The organism is Paenibacillus tarimensis (assembly GCF_021532315.1).
GTDB lineage: Bacteria > Bacillota > Bacilli > Paenibacillales > Paenibacillaceae > Paenibacillus_I > Paenibacillus_I tarimensis.
Genome location: NZ_JAKGAO010000012.1, coordinates 275,713 through 292,276, shown reverse-complemented (window position 1 = coordinate 292,276; position 16,564 = coordinate 275,713). Strand labels below are relative to the sequence as shown.

Below are 16,564 nucleotides of genomic sequence, written 5' to 3'. Positions count from 1 at the left end.
CAAATCTACATGGTACTAGGGATCGGTAAAATGCTCTAACATAGAGCTATAGCAGTTTAGGAGGGAGCAACATGGAAACGATTACACAACCATCCAAACCGGTCGATGTTAAAAAGATAAAGTCGAGGCGGTTCTGGAAAACAGCAGTTCAGCAGCGATACTTGTACCTCATGTCACTGCCATTTGTCATCTGGGTTTTTGTATTCAATTACATTCCGATCTGGGGATGGACGATGGCATTTCAGAAGTACAAACCGGCCAAAACGTTCTTCGAGCAGGAGTGGGTAGGCTTCAAGTATTTCCAGGAGCTTCTGGCCGATGAACGATTTTACCTGGTGCTTCGCAATACTCTGGCCATGAGCTTCCTAGGCCTCCTGGTAGGTTTCACGGTACCGATTCTGTTTGCGGTTTTGATTAATGAATTGAAGGGACGGTTCTTCAAACGGTCGCTGCAGACCATATCGTACCTGCCTCACTTTGTATCCTGGGTTGTCGTAGCAGGTATCGTATATAAGATGCTCTCGACGGAAAGCGGAGGCATTAATGATTTGCTGCTGTGGCTTGGAGTTATTGATACTCCGATTCAGTTCATGGCGAAGGAAACGTGGTTCTGGGGTATTGTTACCGTCTCCGACCTCTGGAAAGAGATGGGCTGGAACTCGATTATCTTCCTTGCGGCCATAACGGGCATTGACCCCGAGCAGTTCGAAGCAGCCAAGGTGGACGGCGCAGGGCGCTGGAGACAGATTTGGCATATTACGCTCCCGGGCATCCGCAGTGTTATCATTGTCCTCTTGATTCTGTCGATCGGCAATCTGATTTCCATCGGTTTTGAGAAGCAGATGCTTCTCGGCAACCCGCTCGTCGTAGACTATGCTGAAGTGCTTGACCTCTATGCCCTTAATTATGGTATTGGGCTTAACCGGTTCTCATTTGGTACGGCAGTCGGGATATTCAACTCGTTCGTCAGTATTATCCTGCTGTTCACGGCCAATGGCATATTTAAGCGCTACAGCAAAGAAAGCGTAATGTAGGGGGGAGCACAAATGGCAAAGCTATCCGCATCATATGGCAGACAGACACTGGGTGACCGTGTATTTGATATCGGCAACGTCATCTTCATGACGCTTGTGCTGATCGCCACGCTGTACCCGTTCCTGAACGTACTGGCTGTTTCCTTCAACGATTCAGCCGATACGGTCCGCGGCGGCATCACGATATGGCCGCGCGAGTTCACGCTTGAGAATTACAAGGTTATTTTCTCATACGGAACGCTCGTTACAGCATTTCAGATTTCTGTACTCCGGACAATCGTCGGCACGATTCTTAGCTTGACAGCTTGCTCGATGGTGGCCTATACGCTGAGCAGGCGTGATTTTCAGGGCCGCAAATTCATCTCGGTGTTTCTGGTGCTGACACTGTATGTATCGGGCGGTCTGATTCCGGGCTTCCTGCTTATGAAGAACCTGGGCCTGATGAATTCGTTCTGGGTATATGTCCTGCCGGGTATGGTCAATGCATTCTATATTTTCATGATCCGCTCGTTCATGGATAATCTGCCCTATGCGCTTCAGGAATCGGCAAAGCTTGACGGGGCTAATGACTTCACGATCTTCTGGAGAGTTATTCTTCCGCTCTGTAAGCCGGTTCTGGCGACGATTGCGCTGTTCGTGGCGGTCGGCCAGTGGAACGCATGGTTCGATACCTATCTGTACAACGGCTCCAACCCAAGTATGACGACCCTGCAGTTCGAGCTGATGAAGATCCTGCAGAGCACGACATCAGGTGCAGATCAGGCGAGAGGCAGCAATATCCTGGAGCAGATGCGCAACGTCTCGCCGGACTCGGTCAAAATGGCCATCACAATTGTTACAATTGTACCTATTCTGCTCGTATATCCGTTCCTGCAGCGTTACTTCGTGCAGGGTATGACGCTTGGCGCGGTGAAGAGCTAGTAAAGCCGAGCGTGCTGCAGAGGCAATAGTCACACTGGTAGTTACGGGGCAACCTGTTCTTACAATAATACACTGCAAGATAAAAGGGGAGGAAATACACAATGAAGAAGAAATTCTCCAAAGCGGCCGGATCGCTAGTTATCGCTTCGCTGCTTGCCTCCGTAATAGGCTGCAGCAATTCGGGCACAAGCAACGACCCGGCCAATAACACGGGCAATAGCACTGGTGGGAACAATACGGGGGCAGTTAGCACAGAACCGATGACGCTGACCGCGTTTTTCCCGGATCCGAATACGACATGGAATAACATGCAGGATGACGTCGGGAAGTACATTACAGAGAAAACGGGCATAACTCTTAAGCCTGAATTTGCCGTTGGCGATCCCGAACAGAAAATCAACCTGATTGCCGCTTCCGGCGAATACCCGGACCTGATCTCTCCTAAAGGTACGTCCGGCGCCCTCATTGACGCAGGTGCACTGCTTGACTTGACTGATCTGATTGAGGAGCATGCTCCTAATATCAAGGCTATGCTGGGCGACCAGATCAACCGACTTCGCTACAGCAATGAAGATCCGTCGATTTACTTTATTCCAAGCTTGGAAGCCATTGACCAATATTATTTTGATGCAGGCGGTCCATTCAATCTTCAACATGAGGTAGTTAAAGAGCTTGGCTACCCGAAGATGCGGACGCTTAAGGATTATGAGAACGCTATCAAGGCATACAAGGAGAAGCATCCGACCATTGACGGTCAACCGACGATCGGCCTGTCCCTCTTGGCAGATGACTGGCGGATTATGATCTCGACGACGAACCCTGCGTTCTGGGCAACCGGCGCACCGGATGACGGCGAGTTCTACATCGATCCCGAAACATATGAAGCCATCCTTCACTACAAGCGTCCGGAAGAGCGCGAATACTTCCGTTGGCTGAACCATATGAACGATATCGGCCTTCTGGACAAGGAAAGCTTCGTTCAAAAGTATGACCAGTACAAAGCGAAGATCGCTTCCGGCCGTGTTCTGGCGACGATAGACCAGCAGTGGGAAATTGACGAGCCTGAAGCCACGCTGAAGGCTGCTGGTAAGCATGAGCGCACTTACGGACACTATCCGATCACACTTGATGAAACCTACAAGGCAGCTAACTTCCAGCAAACAGGCTTCAACGGCGGCTGGGGATTAGGTATCACGACTGCCGCTGAGGATCCTGTTCGTATTATCAAATTCCTTGACTGGCTCGCTTCCGAAGAAGGCCAAATCCTCATTAACTGGGGTATTGAAGGCAAGCACTATGAGTATGTTGATGGAAAACGCGTGTTTCTGCCGGAAATACAGGATATTCGAGTCAATGACAACAACCGCTTTAAGAAGGAATTCGGTATCGGCAACTATAACCTTTCCCTTCGTTATGGTGATGGCGTGAAGGATTCCACAGGCAATTACTACACAACAAACAATCCAGAGCAGGTTTTGGAGGCTTACTCCGATGTTGAGAAGGAAGTGCTGGCAGGCTATGGCGCTACGTACTGGAAGGATCTCTTCCCGCAGGAGGATGAGTTTGAAGTTAAGCCATGGGGCGCTGCATGGAACATTCCGGTTCCGACTGACTCTGTCATTCCTGTAACACAGCAGAAAGCGAATGACATTGTCCGCAAGCGGATTCCGGAAGCTATACTGGCGAAACCCGCTGATTTTGACAAAGTATACGATACCATGCTTGCAGAGCTTGATAAGGCGGGCGTAAAAAAGATGGAAGAAGAGTATACCGAGCTTGTAAGAGCAAGGGTTGAACTCTGGAGCGGCCAAGTTACGAAGTAAAAGATCAGACAGATGGGAGGGCTCGATATCATATCGGGCTCTCCCCTGTTTTGGTTCCAAAATAGATTCAATAATGACAGCTGTAGGAGGACCAGGCATGAATAAGCAGGGGTTGGAACAAGCGGGTCAAACGAACTGGCGGCTATGGTATGAGCAGCCAGCCGAAGTTTGGGAGGAGGCGTTGCCGATCGGCAACGGCCGCCTGGGTGCCATGATTTACGGTGGAACAGTCCAGGAAAGGCTTCAGTTGAACGAGGATACACTGTGGGCCGGATTTCCGCGGGATACGGTTAATTACGAGGTGCGAAGGCATCTTGCTAAGGTGCGGGAGCTAATCTTTGCCGGCCGTTACGTCGAGGCACAGGAAATAATAGAAGCTCACATGCTTGCGCGAAATACCGAGCCTTATCTGCCGGCAGGTGATCTGATAATTGACCAGCTGGAGGAACAGGGGGAAATCATCGGCTATTACCGGGACCTTCAGCTTCATGACGGCGTTGCCCGCGTACGTTATCAAGCGGGGCAGACTGTTATCAAGCGGGAATATCTGGCTAGTGCACCCGATCAGGTGATCGCGCTGCGCTGTATGGCAGAAGACGGAGCGTTGAATGTACGTCTGTCGCTCACTTCGCCGCTTAAGCATCGATGTGAAGCGGATGAATCAGGTTGTCTGCGGCTCTTGGGTCAGGCACCAAGCCATGTCGCTGATAACTACCGGAACGACCATCCGCAGTCAGTCCTGTACGAAGAAGGGCTCGGCATGGGTTATGCTGTAATAGCGGGTGTCGATACAGACGGCGTTATATCTGTGACCGAACAGCAGCATATAGAGGTGCGGGATGCCAAACAGCTGACCGTATATGTAACAGCAGCAACTAGCTTTGCGGGAATCGACAGGCAGCCGGAGACAGGAGTAAGCGCTTATACTGAGCTGTGCCGTCAATGGATCAGCAATGCGGTGTCGTTAGGCTTTGACCGGTTGAAGGAGCGTCACGCGGAGGATCACCGCCTGCTGTTTGGCCGGGTAGAGCTGGAGCTTGAAGGCGGGCGGAGCGCTTATGATGACCGGCCTACGGATCGCCGCTTGATGGCGTATAAGGAGCATGGGGATGATCCCTCGCTTGAAGCGCTGTACTTTCATTATGGGCGCTACTTGCTGATGGCCAGCTCCCGGCCGGGGACACAGCCGGCGAATCTTCAGGGGATCTGGAATCCGCATGTCCAGCCGCCCTGGAACAGCAACTATACCATTAACATAAATACGCAGATGAACTACTGGCCCGCTGAGGTTTGCAACCTGAGCGAATGCCATGAGCCGCTGTTCGACCTGCTTGATGAGCTCAGCCGGACAGGGGGGAGAACGGCTCTGGTTCATTATGGGGCAAGAGGGTGGACCGCTCATCATAATGTGGACTTGTGGCGTATGTCGACCCCTTCTGCGGGCAGTGCCAGCTGGGCATTCTGGCCGCTGGGCGGGGCGTGGCTGTCCCGGCATCTGTGGGAGCACTATGCTTACAGCCTTAATCTTAGTTTCCTTAGAGACCGCGCCTATCCGGTTATGAAGGGAGCCGCATTGTTTGCCCTGGACTGGCTGGTCGAGGGTGAAGATGGCGTGCTGGTCACCAATCCGGCGACATCTCCTGAGAACGTATTTCTAACGCCGGATGGCCAGCCATGCAGTGTGTCAGCCGGTTCCACTATGGATATCAGTATGATCAGGGAATTGTTCACGAATTGTATTGAGGCAAGCCGGCTGCTGGGCGTCGACGAGGCTCTGCGTGTGGAGCTCGCGACCGCTCTGGGACGCCTGCCCAAGCTGCAGATCGGAAAGCATGGACAGCTTCAGGAATGGCTCGAGGATTTTGAAGAGCATGAGCCGGGACACCGTCATGTTTCCCATCTCTATGGTTTGTACCCCGGCAGTGAGATTCACCCAGGCACACCAGAGCTGCTGGAAGCAAGCCGTACGACGCTCAGACGCCGGCTTCAGAATGGTGGCGGCCATACGGGCTGGAGCTGCGCTTGGCTGATTAATCTATTTGCAAGGCTTCGTGACGCCGAGCAGGCCCATCATTTCATTGCCACCCTGCTCACAAGGTCAACCTACCCGAACTTATTCGATGCGCATCCTCCTTTTCAAATTGACGGGAACTTCGGAGGAACATCGGGGATGGCGGAGCTGCTGCTCCAGAGTCATCTGGACCGTATTGATCTGCTTCCGGCTCTCCCGCCACAATGGAGCGCAGGCAGGGTAACCGGTCTACGGGCGCGCGGCGGCTTTACAGTAGACATTACCTGGAGGGAAGGTAGGCTGGAGCGGGCTGTCATCCACTCGGCTGCCGGTGCCAGATGTACGCTGAATTATGCGGAGCACTACCTGATAACGGATTCCGCCGGCACTGCTATGCAGCTCTCGCACGGCGGCTTCGACACGCAGCCGGGCTCCCGCTACACGGTTACGCCGGGGTAAAGGAAAGCTTGCCAAAGCTGGTACAGTAAAGGGTAAATTACAGACCGTCCGGTATGCAGGCTGTGCATTCGGACGGTTTTTTGGCGTGCTGGTTTTGGGAGTGTTAATCTGGGTTTATTGGTGCTGGTTATGCTATAATTCTGGAGAAGCAGGCTAACAGTGAAATTTACGGGGGGCTAACTCGGATGCGGATTGGGGCAATAGAAGCGGGAGGCACTAAATTTGTATGCGGTTACGGAAATGAGCACGGTGTTATAGAGGAACGGGTTAGTTTTCCGACCCGCAAGCCGGAAGAAACCCTTGCTGATGTTATCGGTTATTTCAAGGACAAGCAAATAGAAGCTGTCGGGATTGGCACATTCGGGCCGATTGATATCGATCCGGCGAGCCCAACCTACGGCTTTGTGACAACAACGCCAAAACCCGGCTGGTCCGGTTATAACTTTTTGGGCGAGATGAAGAGGGCATTCCCGGTTCCGTTCGGCTGGGATACAGATGTCAATGCGGCTGCCTATGGGGAGGCGGTCTGGGGAGCTGCCCAAGGCTTGGACAGCTGCGTCTATTACACAATAGGAACCGGGATCGGAGTAGGCGTATATGCGGAGGGCAGGCTGGTTCACGGCCTTGTGCATCCAGAAGGCGGGCACGTGCTCGTCCGCAGACATCCTGACGATACCTATGAAGGCTTCTGTCCCTACCATGGTGATTGTCTGGAAGGTGTTGCTGCTGGCCCGGCGCTGGAGAAGCGCTGGAAGGTTAAGGGGAGCGAGCTTGCGCCTGATCATCCGGCATGGTCCATGGAGGCTTACTATATCGCTCAGGCAGTGGCTGCGTCCATCCTGATGCTGTCCCCGAAGAGGATTATTCTGGGCGGAGGCGTCATGCATCAGCAGCAGCTGTTTCCGATGATAAGGAAGGAAGTCGCCAGCCTGCTTAACGGCTACGTGAGCCACCCTCTCATCAGAGAAGGAATTGATCATTATATTGTTCCACCAGGACTTGGGGATAACGCGGGACTGAGCGGCGCTCTTGCGCTAGGGCTGGCAGCATACAAGCAGGCAGCGAAGGGGCGTTAGAGAGCAATCTGGCAGCGGGGAGAGGGGGTTACGAACATCTATCATAATTTTTACATGTTCATTTCGGTTCTCAACCTGTTCTTTGCAGCGGTTATCGTTTTTTTGGAGCGGCGGAATGTCGTCGTCACATGGGCGTGGATTATGGTGCTGCTATTCCTGCCTGGTGTCGGGTTTGTGCTCTACCTGATATTGGGACAGAATCTGAGCCGGCGCAAGCTGTATAAGATGAAGGAAGAGAAACGGGGAAGATTCCATGCGCTTATCGAAGCACAGCGGGAACGCTTCAGAGAAAGCCGGATAAATTTCCACGATCCGCAAATGGCTTATTACAAGGATATGATGTTCATGAATCTGACAAGCGGCAATGCGTTCTATACGCAGGACAACAATCTGGATATATTTCCCGACGGGTTATCCAAGTTTGATGCGCTATTGGAGGATATCGGGAAAGCGGAGCACCATATCCATCTCATGTATTTTATTGTCCGCAATGATCTGATCGGCAGGAAAATCGTAGATGCACTTGCCTGCCGTGCGCGTGAAGGGGTCAAGGTCAGGTTCTTGTATGATCATATTGGCTGTTCCTCGCTGCCAAAGGGATTCTTTGATCAGTTGATCGCTTCTGGCGGGCATGTCGCCGCTTTCTTCCCGTCAAAGCTCAGGTATATCAATTTCCGGGTGAATTACCGCAACCACAGGAAGCTGGCCATTATTGACGGACGATACGGATATATCGGCGGGCTCAACATTGGTGATGAATACATGGGCCTGGTTCCCCGCTTCGGATACTGGCGGGATACACACCTGCGCTTACAGGGCAGCGCCGTGCTGCAGATGCAGGCCCAATTTATGATGGACTGGAACCTGGCGGCGCCCTATCGGGCATTTTATGAGGATGAGAAGTATTATCCTCACCATTCATACAACGGTAAGATCGGCGCCCAAATTGTGGCCAGCGGCCCGGATGAAGAGCTTGAGCAGATCAAGAACGGCTATATCAAGATGATTCTCGCGGCCAAAGAATCGATATATATTCAGACGCCTTATTTTATACCGGATGATAGTCTGCTGACGGCTTTGCGCATGGCTGCATTTGCGGGTGTTGACATCCGTTTTATGATTCCAAGCAAGCCGGACCACAAGATGGTCTACTGGGCCACCTATTCATACCTGCACGACCTGCTCGAGGCAGGAATCAAATGCTATCTGTACGAACGGGGATTTCTTCACGCCAAGACCATTGTTGTTGATGGCAAAGTGGCTTCGGTTGGTACAGCGAATGTGGATATCCGCAGTTTCAAATTGAACTTTGAGGTCAATGCATTTATCTATGATACAGCAGCCGCACACCGGCTCCAACGGATATTTGAAGCGGATCAGGAAAACTGCAGGGAACTTACGCTCGAAGCATACCGGAAGCGCCCGCTCCTGCACCGTATTGAAGAGTCGTTCGCCAGACTGCTGTCGCCTATATTGTAAAGCTCAAGACGCTGCCGACTGGCAGCGTTTTGTTGGTATATGTGCCAACGCTTGCTTAAATCCCGGATGAATTGGCTCGCTCTCCCGGTTGGTCTTTTAATCTGAAGCGTCTATAATGAACAATAAGTAGAATATAGTAGAACTAATTGATATGGACACAGGGGGGAGCAGATGAACAGCTTAACACCGCAGCCAGCCCCGCAGCCCGGCCCCGCACGCTTGGCTGGTTTGTGGCGATGGCTCGTTGACCGTGCGGCTACAGCATGCCGTTACGATACCTTCATGTGGAAGGCGGGCTCCCTTGGAATTGCAGTTTGCTTTGCCATGCTGCTTGCGATCACGGCGATGGGCATACCAACGGGGCTGGGGTATGGGGTTGATGCTGCTATTCTAGTTACACTTGGCCTGTCGGCCTTGTGGCTGGTCTCCCGCTGTATTGCCCTGCTGCTCGCATTAATCGGCATTCCGGTCCCCCGATTTTTTGCTGGCTGCTTCCTTGCGGCAGCAGGGGGTACCTATGCCATGTTCCACTTTGCCGAGATCGGCTGGCAGCCTGCGCTCCTGCTGTCTGTAATAGCGGCTGTAAGCGGCTCGCTCGCAGGCTGGTTTACGGGACTGCTGGTTCACCCGCGCCTGAGACCAGGTGTTAAATGGACAGCAGCAGGACTGGCATTGATCATAGCCTTGGCATCGATGCAGTTAAGCTCATATGGTGCCGAGGAGGCAGGCGGAATCCCTGTTGCGGGTAGCAACGCCAATATTACACCTATACAAGCCGGGAATCCTGCTGAGAAGGGTCCATATAAGGTGAAGTATTACACTTACGGCAGCGGAGATGACCGGCACCGGGAAGAGTTTGGAAGCGGCACAGATTGGATTAGTGAAACAGTGGATGCGGGTGCTTATATAACGAGATGGCCGAAGTTAAGAACCTGGTTTTGGGGCTTTGACCAGTCCGCGCTTCCGCTCAACGGACGCTTGTGGATGCCGGAAGGCGAGGGACCGTTCCCGCTGGTTCTTATCGTGCACGGAAACCACCTGATGGAGGATTGGTCGGACGGCGGGTACCGTTATATCGGTGAGCTTCTGGCAAGCCGTGGTTTTATTGCTGTATCAGTGGATGAGAATTTTCTTAATTATTCTGTATGGTCTGGCATCCCGAATCAGGATATGAAGATGCGCGCGTGGATGCTGCTGCATCACCTGCAGCAGATTCAAGCATTTAACCTGATTGCCGGACACCCGCTAGGCGGTAAGGTGGATCTGGAGCGTGTGGGCTTAATTGGCCATTCCCGTGGTGGCCAGGCTGTGGCAATGGCCGCAGATGCGAGCAGATGGTTTGACGAGGATCCGCTGCTGGAGAGCCTGCAGAAGGTTCAAATCAAAGCAGTAGCTGCCCTGGCGCCGACAGACCGGACGGTTGACAAGAAATCGGCATATCTGCGGGATGTTCACTATTTAACGATTCAGGGCGCAAGAGACGCGGACGTTAATAATTTTTACGGAGAGCAGCAGTACAACCGGGCATCATTTTCTAAAAACAAAAATGCTTTTAAGGCAGCTGTCTATCTGCCCGACGCCAACCACAGCCGATTTAATTCAGATTGGGGCTCCTATGATCTCAGCATGCCGGGAGGAATGCTGCTTGATATAAGCGATGTGATGAGTGCCGAAGATCAGCGCCTCGCGGCCCAAGTTTACCTGTCAGCCTTTATGGAGACCGCTTTACACGGAAGAGAAGAGTATGAGAGATTGTTTGCTGATTACCGGACAGGCAAGCAGTGGCTTCCGGCGGCAGACTATATCACCCGTTACGAAAGCGGCGCCTTCAAGGCTATCAGCCGGTTTGAGCAGCCTGCCCTGGAGTCGATTAACGCTGGTGTTACCGCTTATGCGGATGGAGCTGACTCGTGGTATCACGGCAGCGTCCTTAACCGTGACGGCAAGGATAAAGGAACCGATGCGCTTGTTCTCAAATGGAATTCAGTCGCGTCCTATTCCATCTCATTTGTAGGCCGGTACTGGCAGACGGTACAACCGGAATCCGTTACAGCAATAACCTTCTCAGTTGCCGATCTTAGTCATGAGCTAAAGGAAGCGGCGGCGGTTCCCGGCTTGATCATCGAGGTAGAAGGCCAGGATGGCCATACAGCAGCTGTGCCGCTCAACGCGCATGACGTGTTCCGGTCGCCTCCATCCATTACGTACACGATTCATCCTTTCCTCGAGCGCAAGCTTAAGAAGGGGAAGTACAAACAAGCCATAGAGCCTGTTTTTCAGACGTATACGATTCCCGTTTCTTATTTCAAGAAGATGAAGCCCGATGTGTTCGATGGCGGGCTCTCGCGCCTTACCATCCGTCTCATGAACGGACCCGGCAGAATCATGATTGATGATCTGGGGTTCAATGCGATGAGCTGACGGATTCATACCACCGCCCACCCGTTTATTAGTTGACGAGGAGCTATACCGTCTTGCCGGACAAGAGCACGATTGTCCCGAGATAGTATAGACCCGCCGGGGAGGCGGTTTTTTTGGCTTATGCCGGGAAACCTAATAGTTGTTTCAATCCTGCGCAAAGAGGAGGAACATCATCATGGATAATATTTTCGAAAAGGCGCCGCTTCCGCTCACCTCGAAGGCAAGCGGGAAGGGGGCGTTCTTCGCGCCTGAAGTATACGCTTTTACGGTACAAATCGTTAATGTATGCTTCATCGGAAAAGGACCTGGCAGCTGGTTCCTGATTGATGCCGGTGTGACCAAGGCGGAAGGCGATATTGTAGAACAGGCGGAAAGGCTGTACGGGAAAGGCTGCAAGCCGCAGGCAATCCTGCTGACTCATGGGCATTTTGACCATATTGGTGCCCTGCCGGAGCTGCTGAAGACCTGGGATGTTCCTGTCTATGCTCATGCTGCGGAGCTGCCGTATTTGACAGGACAGCAATCTTACCCGCCGGGAGACCCTTCGGTTGATAATGGAATGGTCAGCAAGATGTCACCGATGTTTCCGCATGACGGCCTTGATCTGACTGGTCGGGTGATAGCTTATAACACGGATGGGACGGTCCCCGGGCTGGCTGGCTGGCGGGTTATCCATACGCCGGGCCACACGCCGGGGCATGTGTCACTCTTCCGCGAGGAGGACCGTACCCTCATCGCCGGCGATGCTTTTGTAACCGTGCAGCAGGAATCGTTATACAAGGTAGTTACCCAGAAGCAGGAGATCAGCGGTCCTCCCAAATATATGACAACGGATTGGGATGCTTCACGCACCTCGGTTAAGAAGCTTCTGGCCTTGCGGCCTAAGACTGCCGTAACCGGTCACGGGCTTCCAATGGAGGGAATAGCACTGATTGAGGGACTAGAGAAGCTCGCTTCTCATTTTGACGAAATAGCGGTGCCCGAGAAGGGCCGCTTTGTAAATAAATAAAGGTCAAGCCGCCTCCCTACGGGTTTCGGCATCCATACTCCTGGCCATAATGGAAATGAAAGGAGGGGCTATGGATGCCGATTCTTCCCGTGCATGAGCGGTTGGCAGAACTGTGGGTGCTGCGGCAGTCCAGGCAGCTGACAGATGCTGAACAGAAGGATTACGAACACTGCCTTGCTTTCAATGCTTCTTACTGCCGGGAGCTGGCTCACCTGAAGAATATGTCGCTGCTTGCCTCGATGACCTCTGATACGCAGTGGCAGCATGAGCTGTGCTGTAAAATTGACAAGCTTTCAACGGGACGGTAGGGGATTAGTATAGTGGACTTGGAATGGCAATGGCTGTGGAAGACGATTCTAATCGTCGTTGTTGGAGCAGGTCTCCTGCGGATTGCCGGAAGGAAGTCCATTGCGCAGATGACTACTTCACAGACGGTTATTATGATAGCGATTGGCTCATTGCTCATCCAGCCCGTGTCGGGCAAGAGCATATGGGTCGCTTTTTCCGTTGCGGCAATAATGGTAGCGACCTTAATCGGCCTGGAATGGATGCAGCTGAAGCTTAACTGGGTTGAGAAGCTCATTACAGGCAGTGCTGTTCCGCTTATCGTTCATGGACAGCTGCAGGAGCGGAACCTTAGAAAGGTCCGGTTAACGGTGGACCTGCTTGATAACCAGCTCCGGCAGAAAAGTGTGCTGCGGCGTTCGGATGTTAAGCATGCGATTTTGGAGCCAGGCGGCCAGATTACGGTGGTTCTGAATGAAGCCGCACAACCGGCTTCCAAGCAGGACCTTGTCCGCCTGAGCAAGGATGTTCAGTCCTTGCGGAGCTTGATTGAACAGCTGCTTGACCAAGGCAAAGCTCAGGATCACAGCAGCCATACAGATGGCGCCACCACCCAGGGCAATAAACAACCGGGGCATCAGAAGGGTGAAAAGGTTTCGGACCCGTCGACAGCGGATCTATTCCTGAAGGTTATAGGGGAGAAGGGTCCGGCCAGTCTGGAGGAACGGCTTCAGTGATAGATCCTGCGATTGACTCGTCATAACGGGTATAACAGGTTCCTGTTGGGGGATACTATGTGTTGGTCATGGTTGGCATGGCACAACAGATAGCTCATAAGGAGGCTGTACATACTAATGACAGCAAATTTAGGTGCTCACGAGGTATTGGAAATTCATGAGGTGCTGAATTGTACAATTGACGCGGCTAACACGTACCAGCTGCTGCGCGGGCAGGTTAGGGACCCTCAGCTCCAGCATATGATGGATCACCAGCTTCAGTTCATGATGAATGAATACAACAGTATGGTCCAGATGACACAGCAGCAGGGCATGTCTCAGGCGGCTCCTTACCGGGCAATGAAGACGTCCCAGCCGGTATACGGCTTGGACAATCCGCAGCAGATGAGCCCGGTCACAAGTGCAAGCCAGATGGACGACCGCGATGTAGCATCCTGTATGCTTGGCCTTCTGAAGTCGGCTGCAGGCCTGAAGATGAAAGGCTCGCTTGAGTGTGCGAATCCGCAAATCCGCCGTGCTGTGCAGCAAGCGGCGATAAACTGCTCGGAGCAAGCATACGAGGTATGGCAGTACATGAACCAGCAGGGTTATTATCAAGTACCTACGATGAAGGAAGTAACCACCGATACTATGCTGGGCATGTATGCAACAGCAGGTGGCATGCAGCAGTCCATGGGCGGCGGTATGAACCAGCAAAATATGATGCATGCAATGCATCAGGGCAATATGCATCCAACCTCGCAGTCCGGCAGCATGCAGGATATGAATAACATGAATAACATGAATAACATGAACACGATGCAACAGGGGAGAGGCTACAACCATACGCTGCCGCAGTAAGCGGCACTCATTTGGCAAATGGAGACGCTCCTTCAGACGTCGTTAATAAAAACGGAAACGACCCGGAATTCGGGTCGTTTTTGCACATTGCCAATCTCGTGTAGGGAAGGGAGAATGAACAGATGAAGGAAAAAAATCTGCTTGCTTATTTCAAAAGCATGGAAGAAGCCCAAGCGGCTATGCAGCAAATCAAGCAGCTGAATTTGACGGACAGCTCCATCCGCCGGGTTGACGGGTATCCCGGTGATGGCAATGAGAGGATCATGAACCCGATAACCAGCGATTTTCACAGCTTGGGTTATCTGACTCTCGATGCTGAAATTACAGACCATAATGCAGGGATTTTATCAGCGGCAAGTGTCAGCGCGAGCGGCTTCAGCTCCGGCGGACCCGACAATCGTGTAACCGGCAGAGACGTTCTCCTTACAGCTGTTATGGATGCCAACGATTATGAAAAGGCTGTCCGGGCAGCTGAGGAGCATGGCGGGCTCGTGTAAACAGTAGGCTTATAAGAGGGCTGCTCCGGGTCTTAAGTGACCGGGAGCAGCCCTCTTCTTGCTGTCTCTTTGTGTCCAGTGCCCAAGCTTTGGTATCATGGTAGTGAGAGTGAAAATCAGGAGAGGAGCATATGGAGATGAGCTATGGACCTACAATCGAAGGGCTGATGAATCATCGGTCGATCCGCAAATTCACCGATCAACTGGTAACGGAAGAGCACCGGTCAGCGATATTGGCTGCGGGGCAGCAGGCCTCCAGCTCCAGTAACATGCAGGCTTTCAGTGTCATCCGGATTACAGACCGGCAGCTGAGAGAGGAGCTCATGGCTATAACCGGGAATCAGAGCTATGTACTTGAGAGTCCGGAGTTCTGGGTATGGTGCGCGGACTTGTACCGCTATACGATGGCAGCGGGACAGGGCTCAGGCAGTGAAAGGCTGGAAGAAGCGAATGCGGAGTGGTATACAATCGGCGCGGTGGACACGGCACTGGCCGCTCAGAATGCGGCTGCGGCGGCTGAATCACTGGGTTTAGGCATTGTCTACATCGGCGGCATCCGTAATGATATCCGCAGGGTGGGCGAGCTGCTCAAGCTCCCGCAGCTGGTTGCACCGCTGTTCGGCATGTGCATCGGCTATCCTGATCAGGATCCTGTCGTGAGACCGCGGTTGAGCCCGGAAGCGGTCATGCATGAGAATGAGTACTCTTCTTCCGCTTATGCCAGTCTCATAGCTGAATATGATGACCGTCACCGGTCTTATATGAGAGAACGGTCGGGCGGTAAGCTGGAGACCAGCTGGTCGGAACAAATGGCGGCCAAGCACTCCCAGTCCGGCAGACAGATTGGCGGTTACCTGAAGCAGCAGGGCTTCCGCCTTGATGATTAAGGAGGTGCTGTTATTGGACCGGTTAAAGTCTGAGAGATTCCGGCTGGAATTGGGTGAAGGGCTGTATCTGAAAGGGACTGTAACCGCCGGCAATGCCGCTCCCGGCGCAGGTAGTCCGCAGGGCAGACGGGGGATGCCTGTTCTTCTGCTCTGCCATGGGTTTAAAGGCTTTGCCGAATGGGGGTTTATTCCATATACGGCAGAATGGTTCGCTCAGAAAGGCTTCTACACGGTACGGTTTGACTTCTCGTGTAACGGTGTGGGCGAGACTGATTTTGATGAATTAGACAAATTTGCGGCTAATACGTATTCCCGTGAGCAAGCCGATTTGGAGGCGCTGCTTTCCGCAGTCAGACGCCGGCAGCTGCCCCTTATGGACGGGGTGGATGAGACCTCAATTTCTCTATTGGGGCACAGCAGAGGGGGAGGTAACGCCATTCTGTTTGGAGCCGACCATTCGGATATCTGCGCGGTTGTAACCTGGAATGGCATTGCAAATGCGAACCTGTTTGATGAAGAGTTTGAAGCAGAAGCGCGAAAAAATGGCCGTGCCTTCGTTATGAACGCCAGAACGAAGCAGGAGATGCCCATCGGTGCCGGTTTCTTTGACGATCTCCACAGCAATAGGGAGCGCTTCAGTATTCCCAAGCGGCTTGCAGATTTGCGGCTTCCTGTACTACTTATTCAGGGTGATGCGGATTCCGACAGGCTGGTTGAGGGCCATGCGCTCATGAAAAGCGCCGCTTCCCAGCATCAATATGTCACGATCACTGGTGCCGGACACACGTTTGGAGCTGTGCACCCATTTACGGGGCCGACTGCTGAATTAACTGAAGCACTGAATTCGACCTTTAATTTTCTGAGCCGAATACATTCGTTCTAATTCTATTCCAGGGAATATATACAAAAGAACAAAGCCCCTGACCGGTGCGGCGGTCAGGGGCGTTTCGCATTGAATTGAGGGATAGATTTTGGTACAATTAAGAAATTGGAAAAGATGTAACTTAATAAACAGATATTACTAATAAAATTATACACTACAACGACGGTCCCTGTCAATAGCCTTTGAGGTCAAAGGGATCAAA

General features: G+C 52.5%; 14 protein-coding genes. All 14 read left to right on the top strand.

All coding sequences use genetic code 11. The annotated features are described in order from the left end of the window. Positions 1 to 71: 71 nt before the first annotated feature. The gene (locus L1N82_RS14550; protein ID WP_235288161.1) at positions 72 to 1,034 is read left to right on the top strand and encodes an ABC transporter permease; all 963 of its coding nucleotides are present in this window, start codon (positions 72 to 74) and stop codon (positions 1,032 to 1,034) included. 12 nt (positions 1,035 to 1,046) lie between these two features. Further along, positions 1,047 to 1,955, top strand: a complete 909-nt coding sequence (locus L1N82_RS14545; RefSeq protein ID WP_235288160.1) for a carbohydrate ABC transporter permease — start codon at positions 1,047 to 1,049, stop codon at positions 1,953 to 1,955. Between the two features lie 101 nt (positions 1,956 to 2,056). Next, on the top strand, positions 2,057 to 3,778 hold the full coding sequence (locus L1N82_RS14540; protein WP_235288159.1) for an ABC transporter substrate-binding protein: 1,722 nt from the start codon (positions 2,057 to 2,059) through the stop codon (positions 3,776 to 3,778). Between the two features lie 97 nt (positions 3,779 to 3,875). Then, the gene (locus L1N82_RS14535; protein ID WP_235288158.1) at positions 3,876 to 6,248 is read left to right on the top strand and encodes a glycoside hydrolase family 95 protein; all 2,373 of its coding nucleotides are present in this window, start codon (positions 3,876 to 3,878) and stop codon (positions 6,246 to 6,248) included. A 185-nt stretch (positions 6,249 to 6,433) separates the two neighbouring features. Beyond that, entirely contained in the window at positions 6,434 to 7,324 is an 891-nt protein-coding gene (locus tag L1N82_RS14530) for an ROK family protein (RefSeq protein WP_235288157.1), read from the top strand. A gap of 54 nt (positions 7,325 to 7,378) precedes the next feature. Then, positions 7,379 to 8,803, top strand: coding sequence for a cardiolipin synthase (cls, locus tag L1N82_RS14525; RefSeq protein WP_235288156.1), 1,425 nt, complete (start codon positions 7,379 to 7,381; stop codon positions 8,801 to 8,803). A 171-nt stretch (positions 8,804 to 8,974) separates the two neighbouring features. Continuing rightward, complete coding sequence (locus L1N82_RS14520) at positions 8,975 to 11,224, top strand: alpha/beta hydrolase family protein (RefSeq protein WP_235288155.1); 2,250 nt, start codon at positions 8,975 to 8,977, stop codon at positions 11,222 to 11,224. Between the two features lie 175 nt (positions 11,225 to 11,399). Further along, the gene (locus L1N82_RS14515; RefSeq protein ID WP_235288154.1) at positions 11,400 to 12,233 is read left to right on the top strand and encodes an MBL fold metallo-hydrolase; all 834 of its coding nucleotides are present in this window, start codon (positions 11,400 to 11,402) and stop codon (positions 12,231 to 12,233) included. A gap of 74 nt (positions 12,234 to 12,307) precedes the next feature. Continuing rightward, entirely contained in the window at positions 12,308 to 12,541 is a 234-nt protein-coding gene (locus L1N82_RS14510; protein ID WP_235288153.1) for a DUF7667 family protein, read from the top strand. Between the two features lie 12 nt (positions 12,542 to 12,553). Next, entirely contained in the window at positions 12,554 to 13,255 is a 702-nt protein-coding gene (locus L1N82_RS14505; RefSeq protein WP_235288152.1) for a DUF421 domain-containing protein, read from the top strand. A 117-nt stretch (positions 13,256 to 13,372) separates the two neighbouring features. Then, the gene (locus L1N82_RS14500; protein WP_235288151.1) at positions 13,373 to 14,095 is read left to right on the top strand and encodes a spore coat protein; all 723 of its coding nucleotides are present in this window, start codon (positions 13,373 to 13,375) and stop codon (positions 14,093 to 14,095) included. A 122-nt stretch (positions 14,096 to 14,217) separates the two neighbouring features. Next, the gene (locus L1N82_RS14495) at positions 14,218 to 14,592 is read left to right on the top strand and encodes a hypothetical protein (protein ID WP_235288150.1); all 375 of its coding nucleotides are present in this window, start codon (positions 14,218 to 14,220) and stop codon (positions 14,590 to 14,592) included. Positions 14,593 to 14,723: 131 nt separating this feature from the next. Further along, a complete protein-coding gene (gene nfsA / locus L1N82_RS14490; RefSeq protein WP_235288149.1) occupies positions 14,724 to 15,479 on the top strand; it encodes an oxygen-insensitive NADPH nitroreductase in 756 nt (251 codons plus the stop codon). Positions 15,480 to 15,492: 13 nt separating this feature from the next. Continuing rightward, positions 15,493 to 16,362 (top strand): alpha/beta hydrolase family protein, encoded by an 870-nt coding sequence (locus L1N82_RS14485; RefSeq protein WP_235288148.1) that lies wholly within the window; start codon positions 15,493 to 15,495, stop codon positions 16,360 to 16,362. Positions 16,363 to 16,564: the final 202 nt, after the last annotated feature.